Source organism: Bacillus sp. M6-12, assembly GCF_002860285.1.
Lineage (GTDB): Bacteria > Bacillota > Bacilli > Bacillales > DSM-1321 > Peribacillus.
Genome location: NZ_PGVF01000005.1, coordinates 177,288 through 192,657, shown reverse-complemented (window position 1 = coordinate 192,657; position 15,370 = coordinate 177,288). Strand labels below are relative to the sequence as shown.

The following is a 15,370-nucleotide window of genomic DNA, read 5'->3' as shown; positions in this document are numbered from 1 at the left end:
TTGTTACATGCGTGAATCAGCTGTGGCGCAAGCTTATCTGGCTGTTAAAATTGCTTTAGTAAACATTGGCAGCATGCTGTAACTATGGGCTGCTTCACCATTACTATTTTGTACTACAATATTGGAAAAAAGACGGAATAAGCAGCAATGGTGATTTAGGTCTGTTTTAAGGGTATGTTTGATATTATTGATATGAGGAAGACAGAAAATATCCCGATATATTTAACCAATTTCAATAGAAACATAAAAGTATATTACCTTTTACATCACCAAAAAAGGGGAGAAACATATGGAAAAGTTTATTTTATCCTTGGACCAGGGTACCACCAGCTCACGTGCGATATTATTCAACAAAAAGGGAGAAATTGTCCATACAGCCCAAAAGGAATTCACACAGCATTTTCCGAAGCCAGGCTGGGTGGAGCATAATGCAAACGAAATTTGGGGTTCTATTCTTGCGGTTATTGCAGGGGTATTGTCAGAGTCAGGGGTAAGACCTGTTCAAATTGCCGGAATCGGGATTACGAACCAGCGCGAAACAACCGTTGTATGGGATAAAGAAACAGGAACCCCGGTTTATCATGCGATTGTTTGGCAATCCAGACAGACTTCAGGTATTTGTGAAGAATTAAAAGAAAAAGGCTATAATGACCTGTTTCGAGAGAAAACAGGCTTGCTGATTGATGCTTATTTTTCGGGAACCAAGGTAAAATGGATTCTCGATAATGTCGAAGGTGCCAGACAAAAGGCTGATGAAGGCAAGCTTTTGTTCGGGACCATAGATACATGGCTCATATGGAAGCTTTCAGGAGGCAAGGCGCATGTGACCGACTTTTCCAATGCTTCCCGGACAATGATGTTCAATATTCATGATGTGGCATGGGATGATGAGCTGCTAGAACTTTTGACGGTGCCAAAATCCATGCTTCCTGATGTCCGGCCATCATCTGAAATATATGCCCATACAGCGGATGATCATTTCTTCGGACAATCGGTTCCTATTGCAGGCGCAGCGGGAGACCAGCAGGCTGCACTATTCGGACAGGCATGTTTTAATGAAGGAATGGCGAAAAACACGTACGGAACAGGCTGCTTTATGCTGATGAATACCGGTGATAAAGCTGTCCGTTCAGAACATGGATTGCTTACAACTATCGCTTGGGGCTTGAACGGCAAGGTAGAATATGCCCTTGAGGGAAGCATTTTCGTGGCGGGATCTGCTATTCAATGGCTCCGCGATGGTCTAAGAATGCTGAAAAGTGCGAAAGACAGTGAAAACTATGCAATAAGAGTTAATAGTACGGATGGGGTATATGTAGTCCCGGCATTCGTTGGTTTGGGAACTCCTTATTGGGACAGCGACGTGCGGGGTGCAGTGCTTGGTTTGACCCGCGGCACTTCAAAGGAACATTTTATCCGCGCTACGCTGGAATCATTGTGCTACCAAACAAAGGATGTAATTGACGCAATGGAAGCCGATTCTGGTATAAGTTTGCAGACACTGCGGGTTGATGGGGGAGCGGTGAGGAATGAATTCTTAATGCAGTTTCAAAGCGACCTGTTACGTGTGCCAGTAGAAAGGCCAATTATAAATGAAACAACCGCACTGGGAGCCGCCTATTTGGCAGGTCTCGCTGTGGGTTACTGGAAGAACCAAGAAGAAATTGCACAACAGTGGGCAATTGACAAAACTTTTACGCCTTCTATGGAAGAAACGGAAAGCGTAAAATTATATGAAGGCTGGAAAAAGGCGATTCACGCGGCGATGGCATATAAATAAGAATTTAAGAAAGGCGTTGCGCAAAAAACATTTACCAAATTGTGGATATTAATAAAAAGAAAAGTCTTTTTCCGGAATTATTTTACCTTGCGCGGAAATGCGGTTCCATTCTCACGATTGAATTGTCGTCCCTTTTCATGGAATGGCGGTTTGTCTCACGGAATAAAAATTATCACGGAATTGTGGTAAGGGTGCCACGAAAATAATTTTTTTACTTCATTACAATTCCGTTATCGGATACCTTAATAGCACCATTTAATTTTTCAGCTCCTATAACCCTTGATAATTCCCTTAATGCGTTTCTAATGAGCAAAAGACGGGAAAAATGATCAAGAGAAGTTAGGAGGTAATGGACTTATTTATGATTTATCCGTCAATAGTATTAAAATTACTTATCGGGCTCATCGCACTTGTTTTTGTTACCCGGCTGCTTGGGAAAAAGCATATGTCCCAGGTTACACCCTTTGATTTTGTTTATGCCCTCATACTTGGAGGTACCGTTGAAGAAACCATTTACCATCAAGACCATACCATTCCCCAAATGCTCTTTTCAATAGCTATCTGGGGTGCACTGATTTATACAGTTGAAAAGCTGACACAGCGATTTGACAAATTAAGAGGCCCTTTAAAAGGAAGCAGCCAGATATTGATTCAGGATGGGAAAGTTAGCATTGAGGAACTTGAAAAAGCTAATCTTGAGCTGGAAGAGCTAAGAGGTATGCTCCGCCAAAAAGATATATTTTCTTTAAAGGCCGTAAAATATGTGTTCCTGGAAACCAATGGTGAGATAAGTGTCATGAAATATAAAGAACATGAGGAAACGGAAGAACCGTCGATTTTATTAGTTGACGAAGGCAGGATATTGGAACATAATCTTCAAATTGCCGGCAAGGATAGGGAATGGCTTATGAGAGGTTTATCAAAAGAGGGGATCAGCAATATTAAAGATATTTATTATGCCGAATGGTCAATTCCAGAAGGTTTTTTTATAAAGAAATATGAACATTGTATATAAGAAAAGCGCAAGCAGAGCTAGACATCTGTAATTGTTAAAAAAGTTTTCTTATCTAATAAAGTTAAACGCCAGCAGCCCGCTGGCGTTTTTTTCTTAGAAGGGAAAGGACCTGGCGGGACTTTAACCCGCAAAAAACACATGCAGTTTATCTGGTGAAACTGCCGGTTGCTCTGTTCGTTGAGCTACAAGTCCTACATACAGTTTGTGCAGTTATGGGGAAAATATACCTTTGAGATCTAATTACTGAACACTAGACATTGTCCCCGATAAATTGATCCAATGCTTCGCTGATCTTTTGATTTCCGTTTAATAGCTCGAAGGTCTTGCCATGCAAATCATCCCGGCTTATTGCTTCGGCAATTACCCCAGCTACATCCTCGCGGGTTATGCTGTTCTCACTGCTGTCTGTTATTTTCTCTTTGATAAGAACATGTCCTGTTTCTGGTTCATTCACTAATCTGCCCGGCCGGATGATTGTAAAGTTTAAATTGGAACGTTTTAAATGATCATCAGCCAGCTTCTTAGCAATATAATAATGCCGCATCGAATAGGGGCCTTCCTCAGGGTTTTCCGTATTTTTTGCACTGACCATGATAAATCGGGAGACATTCTGCCTTTTGGCTTCATCAATTGTCTTTATCGCACCCCACAGATCAATCAGCATTGTTTTATCCGCACCTGTATGGCCTCCAGAACCAGCCGTAAAGACAACAGTATCGATTCCGGCAAAAGAATGTGAAATATTTCCTTCCAAGTCACCAAGAACCGTTTTGTCGGCTCCTAATTTTTGAAGAGCATCAAATTGTTCTTCGCTTCTCAGCATTGCAGTTACGGTATGTTCTGTGGGTGATAGTTTTTTAATAAGATGTCTTGCAATTTGTCCGTTAGCACCGACTATCAGGATATTCATATTTTTCACCTTCCATTATTTAATGGCTACATTAAAGATCATTGCTGATTTGGCAATAAGTTTAACAGAGCTTATTTATTAAAAGTATACAAGTTAATCATATTGTGTTTTTCTACATAATGTACAATAATTTGATTAATGATTAGGCGAGCAACTTGGCTGGGAATAAATTCAAAAATGAAGGTGAATTAATTTGATAGAATTCATAAGCATTCTGCTTCCGATATTTGGAATCTTTATATTGGGATTTATTGGCCAAAAAAAGTTCCAGTTTGATACCAAGGGAATTTCCACGATGGCTCTTTATTTAATGTCACCATTTCTCGTATTCCGTACCTTTTATACAACCGAATTTAATGTTAGCCATTTTTATCTTGCTGTCTATATTTTTGCCTTATGCTTTTCACTTATACTGGTAGTTTATACGATATCATTTTTCAGGAGGTATACAGTTACCGAAACTTGCGGCATGATACTGGCTTCCTCCTTTATGAATAATGGAAACTATGGAACACCTGTAGTTTTCCTTTTATTTGGAGCTGCAGGGCTTGACTATGCAATTATTCTTATGGTTATCCAACAATTGGTTATGTGTACAATCGGCATCTATTATGCAGCAAAGGGCAGCCCCGGGAGTAATGGTTTTCAGTCTGCACTTGAGGCAGTAAGGAAAATGCCCATTATGTATGCCGGTTTTGCAGGGGCGGTTCTTCATTATTTCCGGATTCCGCTTGGGAGCTCTATCATGGAAGCCGTAAACATGGTTGCAGACGCAGCCATTCCGACTATTATGATTACGCTTGGTATGCAGCTTGCAAATATCTCGGTAAAAAACCTGGTCAAAGAGAAACTATCTCTTTCCTTAACTATTAAACTTGCCATTTCTCCTGTTATTGCCTTTTTATTGACCCTGATCCTGCCAGTGGATGATATGGTAAAACAAATTATGATTGTTTTAGCCGCAATGCCAACAGCCGCAAATACCACCATGCTGGCGCTCCAGTTCAATACGGAGCCGGATTTTGTATCCACTGCTACGTTCGTAAGTACCGTGTTAAGTTTAGTTACCTTGCCGCTGGTATTCTGGATTGTTCTTTAAAATGAATAGAATGATATAAAGAGTGAACGTTATTTATTTCCGAAAATTTAAATTATTTCTCGGGAAAGCGCAGGATGTGACAATAACAAACCAAAAATGTCATTCCGTGTAACCCAACACAGTATAACAGCGATTTTTGTCAAACTACGGCCCTTGTTTTAATGCCTGAGGTCAAACATTTGTCCTTTATGGCCTGACTGATATAATAAAGCTAATTAAAAAATGATTATTCTTTTAGGCTAGGAGGGAGAAAGATGCTAAAAACGTCCATTAAACTGGAGAATGAAGACAAGATCAAGGACCTCTTGAGCGAAATGGTCGAGACCGCATACGATCAGCTCATTGATGATCCGATGCTGCTGTGTTTAGATTGCAGCGATGTCGACATCTATATAGCCATTTCGAGTCATGAAGAATTAGAGGATTCTTTAAAAGATAGTTTTGAGCTCGATGAATTTGGCGACGTGAAAGATGAAAAGTCCTATGATCAGCTGTTGGATGAACTCCAGAATTATTTTGTCCAGCTTCATGTGGAAAGCGGCCGATTTGATTATTTCCCCGCTGGACTATATGTGGTCAACGGTAACGAAAGAACTAGCAGCACAGAAATGCTCGGTCCAAAAGGAGTATTCTTTGCCCCATTTGAAGATGCCAGGAAATAAGATATTGAAATCCGCAGATTGTTTTTTATAAAGATAACAAAAGGATGTCTTCCATTAAACCTTGCCCGTTTTGAAAAGAACAGGCAAGGTTTTTTATTTTTAGGCAATGTTAAAATTCATTTTTATTTTGGCACTATGTTGATTGGGGCGGAAGGAGTGAGACTCCTCGTAAATGCTTAGCATTTCCTTCGTGCGGTATTTTTTCAAGGATTAATGTACCCGTGAGAAGCGGTCCAAGGGAGACCCCGCATAAGGTAACGCCGAGGAGGCTCCCGGATTGCTCCTAGAGCGGAAATAAACATGCATGTATAACCGGGCTTATTTTTTTAAAATTTGAAGCCCTATTTACTTCCCAAAAAGGGTAACTGTCCAAAGACGGTCATTTACTTGCCGGAATCAAGGATTTACTGTCCAACCCCAGAAAATACTAGCCGATTCCGGTGATTTACTTGTTAAGCAGATAATCAGACCTATGATCAAAAAAACCGCAACCTGTTTCCCATTTTAACAGGAAGTTAAATAAATTGAAATTTTCAGAAAAAAAGGCTTCCCTTTTAATCGGAACCAGATTATACTGTATTATAACAGAAGAAATAAAAAAATAATTGTTATACAAAAGGAGGAAGTAAAATGAAAAAATCAAACGAATTCAAAATGCAAACACAAAAGCAATGTCCGGAATGTGGTGAAAAATTTCACGAGCACCACGAATCTTTTTTAATGGAATGCGACCGCTGCCTTTCAAAAAGGGAAGAATAGCTGTCAAAACAAGAGGAGCTGTGCCAATTAGGCGGGCTCTTTTTTTGTTACTGCTATTAGAAACGATCAGTTTTTTTATCAATCATGGTTAATGATACATATATATAAAGGTTGAAAGGGCAGGAGGGAGAATTGTGTCTAATAAAAATATTGATGATTATCTGCAGGAAGGGATATATGGTCAAAAGGAGATCAAGCCGGAAGAACGAAAGAAGTTTCTTGGTACACTACGGGAGCGCGTTGTGCTCGCGCTAACTCAGGCACAAGTAATGGAAAAGAGCATTTATCCGGAAGCAGAACAAGCAATGAAGGATAATCCTCAAGCTCACATGTTAATCAATGGCAATCTTGATTTTTCCCATCAATCCAAGTACATTCAGGCGGCCAATAAGCACGGCATCAAATACACAATCGTTACTAACGGCGATCATAACTCTGAAATTGGTATGCTGATAGCCTACGATCATGCCGTTGATAAACCGGAAATTTTTGTGAGCAAGAAAGAATTAGCTGGAACATTTTCAAAAAAAACTGCGAGAAAAGGATTGTTCCAAAAAATTAAGAATGCATTTTCCAAATCATGAAGATGGCCAAATGTATTTGGAGATGCCGAGAAAGGGCTTAATAAATGAGGCTATAAGAGATCATTTCCTGCCAAATAAGAGAAAGATAGAAAAATCAACAAAAGGGGTTCGGAATGAGACCATTCCGTACCCCTTTTGTCGACATTCTGAGAACCCTGCCGGATAGGGTTCTTTCATATTGAGTTATGATTTTTTCAGACTTACTGGGGAGCTCTCTTCACGCTTTCTTCGCAACCGATAAAATAAGCGGAAGTTTTTAATTAGTGTTTTGATAACAGAATACAGCGGAATCGCAAGCAAAATGCCCAGAAACCCATAGATGGATCCTGCCACTAGCAGAAGCAGGATAATGGTTAATGGATGAATATTCAGCCGTTTTCCCATTACGTGAGGTGTTACAAGATAACCCTCCAGCTGCTGAACGACAGCAAGGACAATCAGGACTTTTACAGCCATGAATGGTTCCTGCTGCAGTGCGATAAACATGGCCGGAATCACTCCCATCATTGGCCCAATAAACGGGACAACAGTCAGGACCATAGCAAACAATGCCAGGATAATCGCATAATCAATTCCAATAATCAAATAACCTATATACATTAAGATCCCATCAACAATGGCAATTATAAATTGCCCTATAATATAGGTGGATAAAGTCTTATCTATATCAAGCAAAATTACATTTCCTTCTCCTTCATGTTCATCAGGAAGATATTTTAAGAGAAATGGCCTTAGCCTGTGATCATCTTTCAGAAAATAAAAAAGGATAAAAGGAACAATAACCAATACAGTTGCTACACTCGTAATGACGGAAATAACATCCGCAAGATTGCCGACCAGCTTTTCTGCAAGAGTATTCAGATAGCGCTGTGCTTTTTGTGACAGGTTATCTGTTTTAACTACTCCGAGCTTGCTATCCTCAATTGCTTTTTCAGATTCCGAGGAAATTTCCTTTACTTTATCAGGAAGAACTTTAGAAAGATCCTGAACCTGCTCTGCTATAGCATTTCCGTAAAAGTAGGACACTCCTGAAATAATGGCGATGAAAACTGCAAATACAATAAAGATGCTTGCCGTTTTCGGCATCCGCTTTGAAAGCAATCGAACGATAGGCCTTACCAAATAATATAATAGTCCAGCAATCACAATCGGAAAGAAGATAGTAGCTGCTGTCTTTTGAAAAGGCCATAAAAAGTAATCGATTTTTCCGAGAAAAAAAATAATGATCACAACCAGCAAAACTGCTGTTGCATATTGAAAAAAGGGTTTATGAATCCACACTATGTAACCTCCCGTATTGAACGTCTTTCTCTTTCATTCCTTCTTTTTATTTCAAGTAAACTTGATGTTATTAAATATTTTTCCCAGAACTGCTTATATGGCATCATCAGTTTTGATTGGGCTGCAGTTATGGTAAAATCGTAGAGATATAAAGATAAATTAAAGAGGCGATTTATATATGCAAAATACAGGACTGGTTTTAGAAGGCGGAGGTATGAGAGGAGCCTTCACAGCAGGAGTCTTGCACTTCTTTATGGAACAGAATATCCAGCTCCCTTACGTAATTGGGGTTTCTGCAGGAGCTTGCCATGGATCTTCCTACGTTTCCAGACAAATAGGCCGAAATCATAAAGTAACTATCCAGTATAGTACACATCCGGAGTACATTTCTCTTAAACGTTTTGTTAGGAGCAGAGAGTTATTCGGGATGGATTTTATTTTTGATAAGCTGCCAAATGAACTTGTACCGTTTGATTTTAATACTTTTCATCAGGAAGAAAGACAATTCGTTGTTGGAACTACCGATTGCATGACTGGAGAGCCAGTATATTTCGAGAAATCACAGTTCGCGAATAACGAAGATATTTTAACCGTTTTACGTGCTTCCAGCTCGCTCCCATTCATGGCGCCGGAAATCAGCTATAATGGCAGATATCTGCTTGATGGCGGCATTTCCGATCCAATCCCGATAAAAAAATCGGAACAGGATGGCAATCTAAAAAACGTTGTAATATTAACTAGGAATGAAGGATATTTTAAGAAAAAACCTTCTTTAGGTTGGTTGTTAAAACGGAAATACGGCCATTATGAAGGGTTAGTCCGGTCGATAATGAACCGCCATGAGGTTTATAACAGCACAGTCAGTTATTTGGAGGATCAAGAAGCACAAGGCAATGTGTTTATTATCCGGCCAATGGAAAAGCTGGAGGTTGGCCGAATCGAACGAAACCCTGCTAAACTGGACAAGCTATATCAGCAAGGCTATGTTGAAGCGAAAAGAAGATCTGCTGAAATGCTTGAATTTTTATAAAAAAGGGAAAGAATGAATGTAAAACCTTGTCATTCTGTATGACAGGGTTTTTCTGTGAGATTTAATAGCAGGGCATTTAGCATACGTGTAGCGGAAATCAACTGCGAAGCTTAACAGAGACTTTTATTCTAATACAATCATATTTAAGCTAACCCTCGGGAACCACTAGAAACCGATTTAAATTAAACAAAGGAAGAGAAGCATGACAACTACAATCGGTTTAATTAAAGAATGGCAAAAGGCCCTTCAAATCGAAATTCAATATATAAAAAAGTACGGCAGTACGAAATACCGCATTAAAAACGGCCATTTGCTGTCAGCTGAAGGTTCTTATAATTATTATTTTGAGACAAGTTCATCTATCAAGATCCCGCTCGGTTCTTCGATACGCTTGGAATGGGGCAGCATGATGGCGGATGGAAGAATCCTTTCCTCTGAAGGAAACAGTGTGATTCTCGCTTTAACTCAATCGCTTGGAGATTTGATCTCGGATGCCCATATATTGTTTGACCCATGGGAATTGCTTGAACAGCTTATTTTACGATTGGATGAAGCCGGGAAAAGCAAAAATAAACGGGTTAGAATCAAAAAGCTGATAGATCCTTCCATGCCGGCAAAGCAGCCTGATTCACGCGGCAAAACGAAGCTGCAGCAACTGTTTGCAAGGGCAAAGTACAACCCGGTTACATATGTATGGGGCCCGCCCGGTACAGGAAAAACACATACACTCGCACGAGTAGCTGCCAATAAGTACCTTAAGGGAGAACGAGTGCTGATCGTTTCTCACAGCAACCAGGCAGTCGATGTCCTTGCACAAGAAACATCTGCTTTTTTAACTAAAAAGAAGAAGTTTGTTGAAGGAGAAATTCTTCGGTATGGTTCACAATCCGGAGAAATCCTTTCAGGTTTAGAAAGACTGACAACCACCCAGCTAATCGGCAAACATCACCCGCAGCTCGCTGAAGAACGTCAGCAATTGTTCGAAGAAAAGCGATTGCTAAAGCAGGATATTGGCCGTTCATTCAGCAAGCGGGATACAGACCAGCTTATAGATCTGGAAACAAAAATTTCCCGAGTCCTTGAAAAAATTCGTTATAAAGAGATTCAGTTTTTAAAGGAAGCCAAGATAGTTGCTACCACTCTGGCAAAGGCCGCGACAGACGAAGCAATCTATGCGAATGAATTTAATCTGGTCATCGTTGACGAAGCAAGCATGGCCTATGTGCCACAAATTGCATTCGCCGCTTCACTTGCGAAGAGGATCATTGTTTGCGGCGACTTTAAACAGCTGCCGCCTATTGCAGCTGCACGCCATGAATTAGTAACTAAATGGCTTAAAGAGGACATTTTTCACCGGGCAGGAGTTGTTAACGAGCAGCAAGGCAGCCAGCTTCATCCGCATCTGTTTCTATTGGACGAGCAAAGAAGAATGCACCCTGAAATTTCTGCTTTTACAAACAGGCATATTTACCATGGACTTGTCGCTGACCACGAAACTGTTTTTACTAGCCGTCAGGATATAGCAGGGCGAGCTCCGTTTCCAGATCGGGCATCCATGCTAGTTGATACTGCCTTTACAGGAGAAAACTGCCTGACTGAAAAATCATCTGGCTCCAGAATCAACCCATCGCATTTGATGCTGTCTTTTCAATTGATACATGAAGCGTATGTAGGCGGGTCACGCTCGATCGGTTATGCCACCCCTTACCGGGCACAGGCTGAACTAATGGAGATTCTGTTAAAAGACCTTTATAGCAAGGAAAGGGAAACAGCCGATATCCTGGCAGCAACCGTACACCGTTTTCAAGGAAGTGAGCGGGAAGTCATGATATTTGATGGAGTGGACAGCTACCCTCATGAAAGGGCCGGCATGCTGCTTACAGGTCCTGGCAGCGAAAGGCTGATTAATGTTGCGATTACGAGAACAAAGGGCAAATTTATTCATGTAGCTGACAGTGAATTTAGTAAGGATAAAATTTATAGAAGCAAGACATTGCATAAGCTGATTACTCATCAGTCAAACCTTGGTCAGACAGCAGATATCGGCCAAATAGGTGCCTGGATTAAAAACCAGCATCATCGCCTGCAATGGATGCATGCAAGAAAATTGGAAAGAGCCGCCCAGGATATTGCCGAAGCTAGAGAATCAATTGTTCTTTCCCTCCCCAATGCAAAGTTATTACCTGAAATATGGATAAAAATGCTTTCCTCAAAAAGCAGCAATGCGAAGCTGACAGTCCTCTCGGAGGCAAGCATACATGGCATAGCTCCTGATAAGTGGATTCAGGAAAGCTTTTCTTTACCATTTATGATCATTGATGGGAGATTGTTTTGGCTTGGAATTCCGGTCGAATGTGCAAAAAGAGTGCAGCCGCCATATGTCGCAAGCAGGCTCGATTCAATGGCAGTAAGTGAATATTTTCTTGCCCAGCTGCCTGCTGGAGTTTTGCTCTAAAGTTTAACGTATAGAGTTTTTTAAGATTAGCAGGAATTACATCCTACGATGTTAAATATATATGAAGGAGCAAATTGCAACAACGATTCATCTCATTTTTTAAAAAGGGAGGAAATGCAATGAGTGAACTATTGTATAAACAATTTGAATTGACGAACATATTTATCGTTCGCACACTTGAAGGCATTGAAAAAGAAATGTTGGATATCCAGCCTGAAGGTTTCAACAACAACATTCGCTGGCATGCCGGGCATATTTTGACTGTTACAGAACAATTTATGTTTGGTTTTCCAAAAAAATCTGCCCATCTTCCCGAAAATTATATTGAATTGTTTGGACCTGGGACAAAACCATCCGAATGGCAGGGTGATGCTCCTTCGATTGAAGAATTGACCGCACAGCTGAAAGAACAGGTGATCCGAATTAAAGACATTCCGTTTGAACGGTTAGACGAAAAACTGAAAAAACCGTTCCTCGATCTGGAAACCTTTGGCGAACTGGCGAACATGGCCGTTTATCACCAGTCATATCATTTAGGGCAAGTTCACGCCATGAAACGTGTGATCGCTAATTCAGCAATCAAAAATTAGACCATAACCAAAATCGGCAAATAGGGGTTATTTTACATAAATAGGGTAAAAACTATAATGTATGTAAGAAAAGCGCATGCGCCCTGTTAGAGGAAGAACGTCTAAGATCGCCAGTGTTGTAACTAAAACCATGTTACAACCTTCGTCCTGTGGCGACGCCGGCACTTGCCCATCCTCACCAAGCTAGCGCTTTGTTTCGTGAGATGTATCGCGGCAGCTTTTCCTTGTCCTGTTCGTCGGGGCTGGGCGTTCTAGCTAGTCATCTGTAATTGTTGAGACAGTTATACTTGTTTACATTTTAATAAGGAGGCGAAGACTTTGAATTCATTTATTGTTAGCTTTCATCAGGAAGATAACGTGGACTCCATGACAATTCAAAAGCTGAATGAGGAAGATTTCGAAAAAGCAACAGTGGGCGGAACAAGGCACCTATTTGAATTTGACACTAATATCGGGTTCTTTGTCTTCTTCGACGCGGCAGACGCGGATGGCGATATCTCTTACATGGTTCTTCAATATGAAGAGGATAATGAGGATCCGAGCGCTTGCTATTCCTTTGAATTGAAGGATTTTTATGAATTTATGGCTCTATACTTAAATGACATGGAATTTACTGAAGAAGCGGATGACGAAGATGATGAAGAAGAATATGGACCGCTTCACCATCTTGCCCACCTGATGCACCATATTGCTGAAGCAGGAAAAGCAGTTAAAGAATAATAGTTAGGCGGTCTTCTATTAGAGGACCGCTTTTTATATATAGGTTGAGGAAGGTGAGAAAATGAATCCTATTCCGGACCATCTAAAAGAAGGTCTAGATATTTTATTCGTCGGCTTTAACCCAAGTATCCGTTCAGGAGAATCAGGATTCCATTATGCAAACCCCAATAACCGTTTCTGGAAAATCCTTCACGAAGCAGGCCTCACGCCGCGAAAATTTCTTCCTGAAGAGAACCATTTGTTACTGGAACTGGGATACGGATTAACGAATATCGTTTCCCGGCCAACAAAAGCAGCTGACGAAATTACGAAAGATGAATATCAGGAAGGCCGGTTGGAATTGAGAGGGAAAATCCGAACCTTTAAACCAAAGATTGCCTGTTATGTAGGCAAAGGAGTATATCAGCAATTCAGTAAAAAAAAGGAGGCGAAGTGGGGACGCCAGGAAATTTCTGTGGTGCCAGGGACAATTGATTTTGTGGCCCCATCCTCCAGCGGGCTGGTGCGGATGAAAATGGAAGAAGTTGTGGGAATTTATTGCGAATTGACAGATTTACTGTCTTCGTTAAAATAAACAAAGTACCAATATAAAATTCTGATTTACTAATTTACTGAAACTAATAAGCTTGCAGGTGTCTTAAAATGTCTTTAAGAAAAATTACTATTCAAAGAGAAAGAATACTTAATACTGACGAATATCCGTTTAACATTCCCTGTATTAACAGTTTTCATGAACTGGAGTTAAAAAATAATGTAACCTTTTTTGTGGGAGAAAACGGATCAGGGAAATCTACATTGTTGGAAGCAATTGCTGAAAAATGCGGATTTAATACCGCCGGTGGCGGCCGTAATAATGCTTATGATCTTTATGCGTCTAAATCTGAGCTTGGTAATTATATTACACTCTCATGGCTTCCAAAAATTACTAATAGTTTCTTTCTTCGCGCGGAGTCATTTTATCATTTTGCCACTCATTTGAAGAGGTAGATGATGATACAGGCTTTTTGAATTATGGCGGGCGTTCTTTGCATCACCAATCGCACGGTGAATCTTTCTTGGCTCTCTTCCTGAATCGGTTTAAAGGGAGAGGAATCTATTTATTAGATGAACCAGAAGCCGCACTGTCTCCGCAAAGACAGCTTGCGTTTTTAAGAATTCTTCATGACTTAGTAACTGATGGCGAAAGTCAATTTATTATAGCAACCCATTCCCCATACTGCTTGGCTATCCGAATGCCACAATCTACAGTTTTGACGAAGCTGAAATTTCAGAGGTACAATATGAAATGACCGACCATTATCAGATAATGAAAGGCTTTTTGAATAGAAGGGATCAATTTTTAAAAGAATTGTTCCTGGACGAAGACGATTAAAAGCGAAAAAACGATCAGCATGATATAGGAAAGATTTAATATTCAGCTTTGTATGCTGGCAGCAAGGAGACGAAATACCAAAATGAAATTGGTTTCATGGAATGTGAATGGAATAAGGGCTTGTGTTGGAAAAGGTTTTTTAGAATATTTTAAGGATACAGATGCGGATATTTTCTGCATTCAAGAATCAAAACTGCAGGCAGGACAAATTTCAATGGAGCTGGAAGGCTATGAACAATATTGGAACTATGCGCTGAAAAAAGGCTATTCCGGTACTGCGGTTTTTACTAAGAAAAAGCCCCTTAATGTAAAATATGGAATTGGACTTCGGGATGACGAACCGGAGGGAAGGACTTTAACCCTTGAATTCGAGGATTTTTATATTGTAAACGTATATACACCCAACTCCAAAAGAGATTTATCACGGATTGAATACAGGCTCCAATGGGAAGATGAGATCCGGGATTATCTAATGGAATTGGACAAGGTTAAGCCTGTCGTTTTTTGTGGCGATCTGAATGTTGCCCATCAGGAAATCGACTTAAAAAACCCAAAATCCAATATTAAGAACTCCGGCTTTACGCCAGAAGAACGCGGAAAAATGACCGAGCTGCTAAAGTCTGGTTTTATTGATACATTTAGATTCCTAAACCCGGATCAAAAAGATGCCTATACATGGTGGTCTTATATGAATAAAGTAAGAGAACGGAATATAGGCTGGCGCATAGACTATTTTATTGTTTCTGAAAGATTAAAAGATTCATTGAAAAACGCTCATATCGATTCACATGTAATGGGCAGCGACCACTGCCCGGTCGTTTTGGAGCTGGATTTTGTTTAATTTCATAAAGTTTCCAGAAAACCGGATAAACCAATATCCGGTCGGTTTTTAATATAGGGAGAAAAAGTATTATAAAAACCGGAATAATGCTTTATTTACTTGTAAATACACTATGATTCTGAAAACCGATTGCCTTTTTAGCTATTTTATCGGGAAATTATAGGGAAATTCAGCCAATTATACCCCAGAAGGGTATTGCAGAAAAGCAGTTATCATCAACATTGATTGATTTATCGAACAACTTTCAAATTTTTTCAATCAACCCTCGGATT

14 protein-coding genes, 1 tRNA gene and 1 pseudogene are annotated in these 15,370 nt (G+C 40.1%); 13 read left to right on the top strand and 3 right to left on the bottom strand.

All coding sequences use genetic code 11. From position 1 onward, the window contains the following. Positions 1-289: 289 nt before the first annotated feature. Together glpK and CVD28_RS08370 are read left to right on the top strand one after the other, a co-directional pair. Positions 290-1,780, top strand: a complete 1,491-nt coding sequence (gene glpK, locus CVD28_RS08375; protein ID WP_101591913.1) for a glycerol kinase GlpK — start codon at positions 290-292, stop codon at positions 1,778-1,780. Positions 1,781-2,141: 361 nt separating this feature from the next. Further along, positions 2,142-2,795, top strand: coding sequence for a DUF421 domain-containing protein (locus CVD28_RS08370; protein ID WP_257985799.1), 654 nt, complete (start codon positions 2,142-2,144; stop codon positions 2,793-2,795). A gap of 104 nt (positions 2,796-2,899) precedes the next feature. Here CVD28_RS08370 and CVD28_RS27980 read toward each other — a convergent pair. Together CVD28_RS27980 and CVD28_RS08365 are read right to left on the bottom strand one after the other, a co-directional pair. Further along, positions 2,900-2,987 (bottom strand) — tRNA-OTHER (locus tag CVD28_RS27980). Between the two features lie 58 nt (positions 2,988-3,045). Next, positions 3,046-3,705, bottom strand: coding sequence for an SDR family oxidoreductase (locus CVD28_RS08365; RefSeq protein ID WP_101591912.1), 660 nt, complete (start codon positions 3,703-3,705; stop codon positions 3,046-3,048). A gap of 196 nt (positions 3,706-3,901) precedes the next feature. Between CVD28_RS08365 and CVD28_RS08360 the strand changes: the two genes are divergently transcribed. The 4 genes from CVD28_RS08360 to CVD28_RS08345 all read left to right on the top strand — a co-directional run bounded on the left by CVD28_RS08360 (position 3,902) and on the right by CVD28_RS08345 (position 6,809). Further along, positions 3,902-4,804, top strand: a complete 903-nt coding sequence (locus CVD28_RS08360; RefSeq protein WP_101591952.1) for an AEC family transporter — start codon at positions 3,902-3,904, stop codon at positions 4,802-4,804. 254 nt (positions 4,805-5,058) lie between these two features. Further along, positions 5,059-5,466, top strand: coding sequence for a hypothetical protein (locus CVD28_RS08355; protein ID WP_101591911.1), 408 nt, complete (start codon positions 5,059-5,061; stop codon positions 5,464-5,466). A gap of 630 nt (positions 5,467-6,096) precedes the next feature. Beyond that, entirely contained in the window at positions 6,097-6,225 is a 129-nt protein-coding gene (gene yhfH, locus CVD28_RS08350) for a protein YhfH (protein ID WP_101591910.1), read from the top strand. Positions 6,226-6,359: 134 nt separating this feature from the next. Beyond that, on the top strand, positions 6,360-6,809 hold the full coding sequence (locus CVD28_RS08345; protein WP_101591909.1) for a YueI family protein: 450 nt from the start codon (positions 6,360-6,362) through the stop codon (positions 6,807-6,809). A gap of 183 nt (positions 6,810-6,992) precedes the next feature. Here CVD28_RS08345 and CVD28_RS08340 read toward each other — a convergent pair whose 3' ends face one another. Beyond that, the gene (locus CVD28_RS08340; RefSeq protein WP_101591908.1) at positions 6,993-8,090 is read right to left on the bottom strand and encodes an AI-2E family transporter; all 1,098 of its coding nucleotides are present in this window, start codon (positions 8,088-8,090) and stop codon (positions 6,993-6,995) included. Between the two features lie 178 nt (positions 8,091-8,268). On the opposite strand from CVD28_RS08340, the gene CVD28_RS08335 reads away from it, so the two are divergent. The 7 genes and pseudogenes from CVD28_RS08335 to CVD28_RS08305 all read left to right on the top strand — a co-directional run bounded on the left by CVD28_RS08335 (position 8,269) and on the right by CVD28_RS08305 (position 15,098). Beyond that, a complete protein-coding gene (locus CVD28_RS08335) occupies positions 8,269-9,120 on the top strand; it encodes a patatin-like phospholipase family protein (RefSeq protein ID WP_101591907.1) in 852 nt (283 codons plus the stop codon). Positions 9,121-9,322: 202 nt separating this feature from the next. Then, positions 9,323-11,575: an AAA domain-containing protein gene (locus tag CVD28_RS08330; RefSeq protein ID WP_101591906.1), complete on the top strand. Its 2,253-nt coding sequence runs from the start codon at positions 9,323-9,325 to the stop codon at positions 11,573-11,575. Positions 11,576-11,694: 119 nt separating this feature from the next. Further along, entirely contained in the window at positions 11,695-12,165 is a 471-nt protein-coding gene (locus tag CVD28_RS08325; RefSeq protein WP_101591905.1) for a DinB family protein, read from the top strand. A gap of 318 nt (positions 12,166-12,483) precedes the next feature. After that, entirely contained in the window at positions 12,484-12,885 is a 402-nt protein-coding gene (locus tag CVD28_RS08320) for a cytosolic protein (RefSeq protein ID WP_101591904.1), read from the top strand. Positions 12,886-12,946: 61 nt separating this feature from the next. After that, positions 12,947-13,459 (top strand): G/U mismatch-specific DNA glycosylase, encoded by a 513-nt coding sequence (mug, locus tag CVD28_RS08315; RefSeq protein WP_101591903.1) that lies wholly within the window; start codon positions 12,947-12,949, stop codon positions 13,457-13,459. A gap of 68 nt (positions 13,460-13,527) precedes the next feature. Beyond that, positions 13,528-14,257, top strand: a pseudogene (locus CVD28_RS08310) (AAA family ATPase). A gap of 82 nt (positions 14,258-14,339) precedes the next feature. Continuing rightward, complete coding sequence (locus tag CVD28_RS08305; RefSeq protein WP_101591902.1) at positions 14,340-15,098, top strand: exodeoxyribonuclease III; 759 nt, start codon at positions 14,340-14,342, stop codon at positions 15,096-15,098. Positions 15,099-15,370 lie beyond the last annotated feature (272 nt).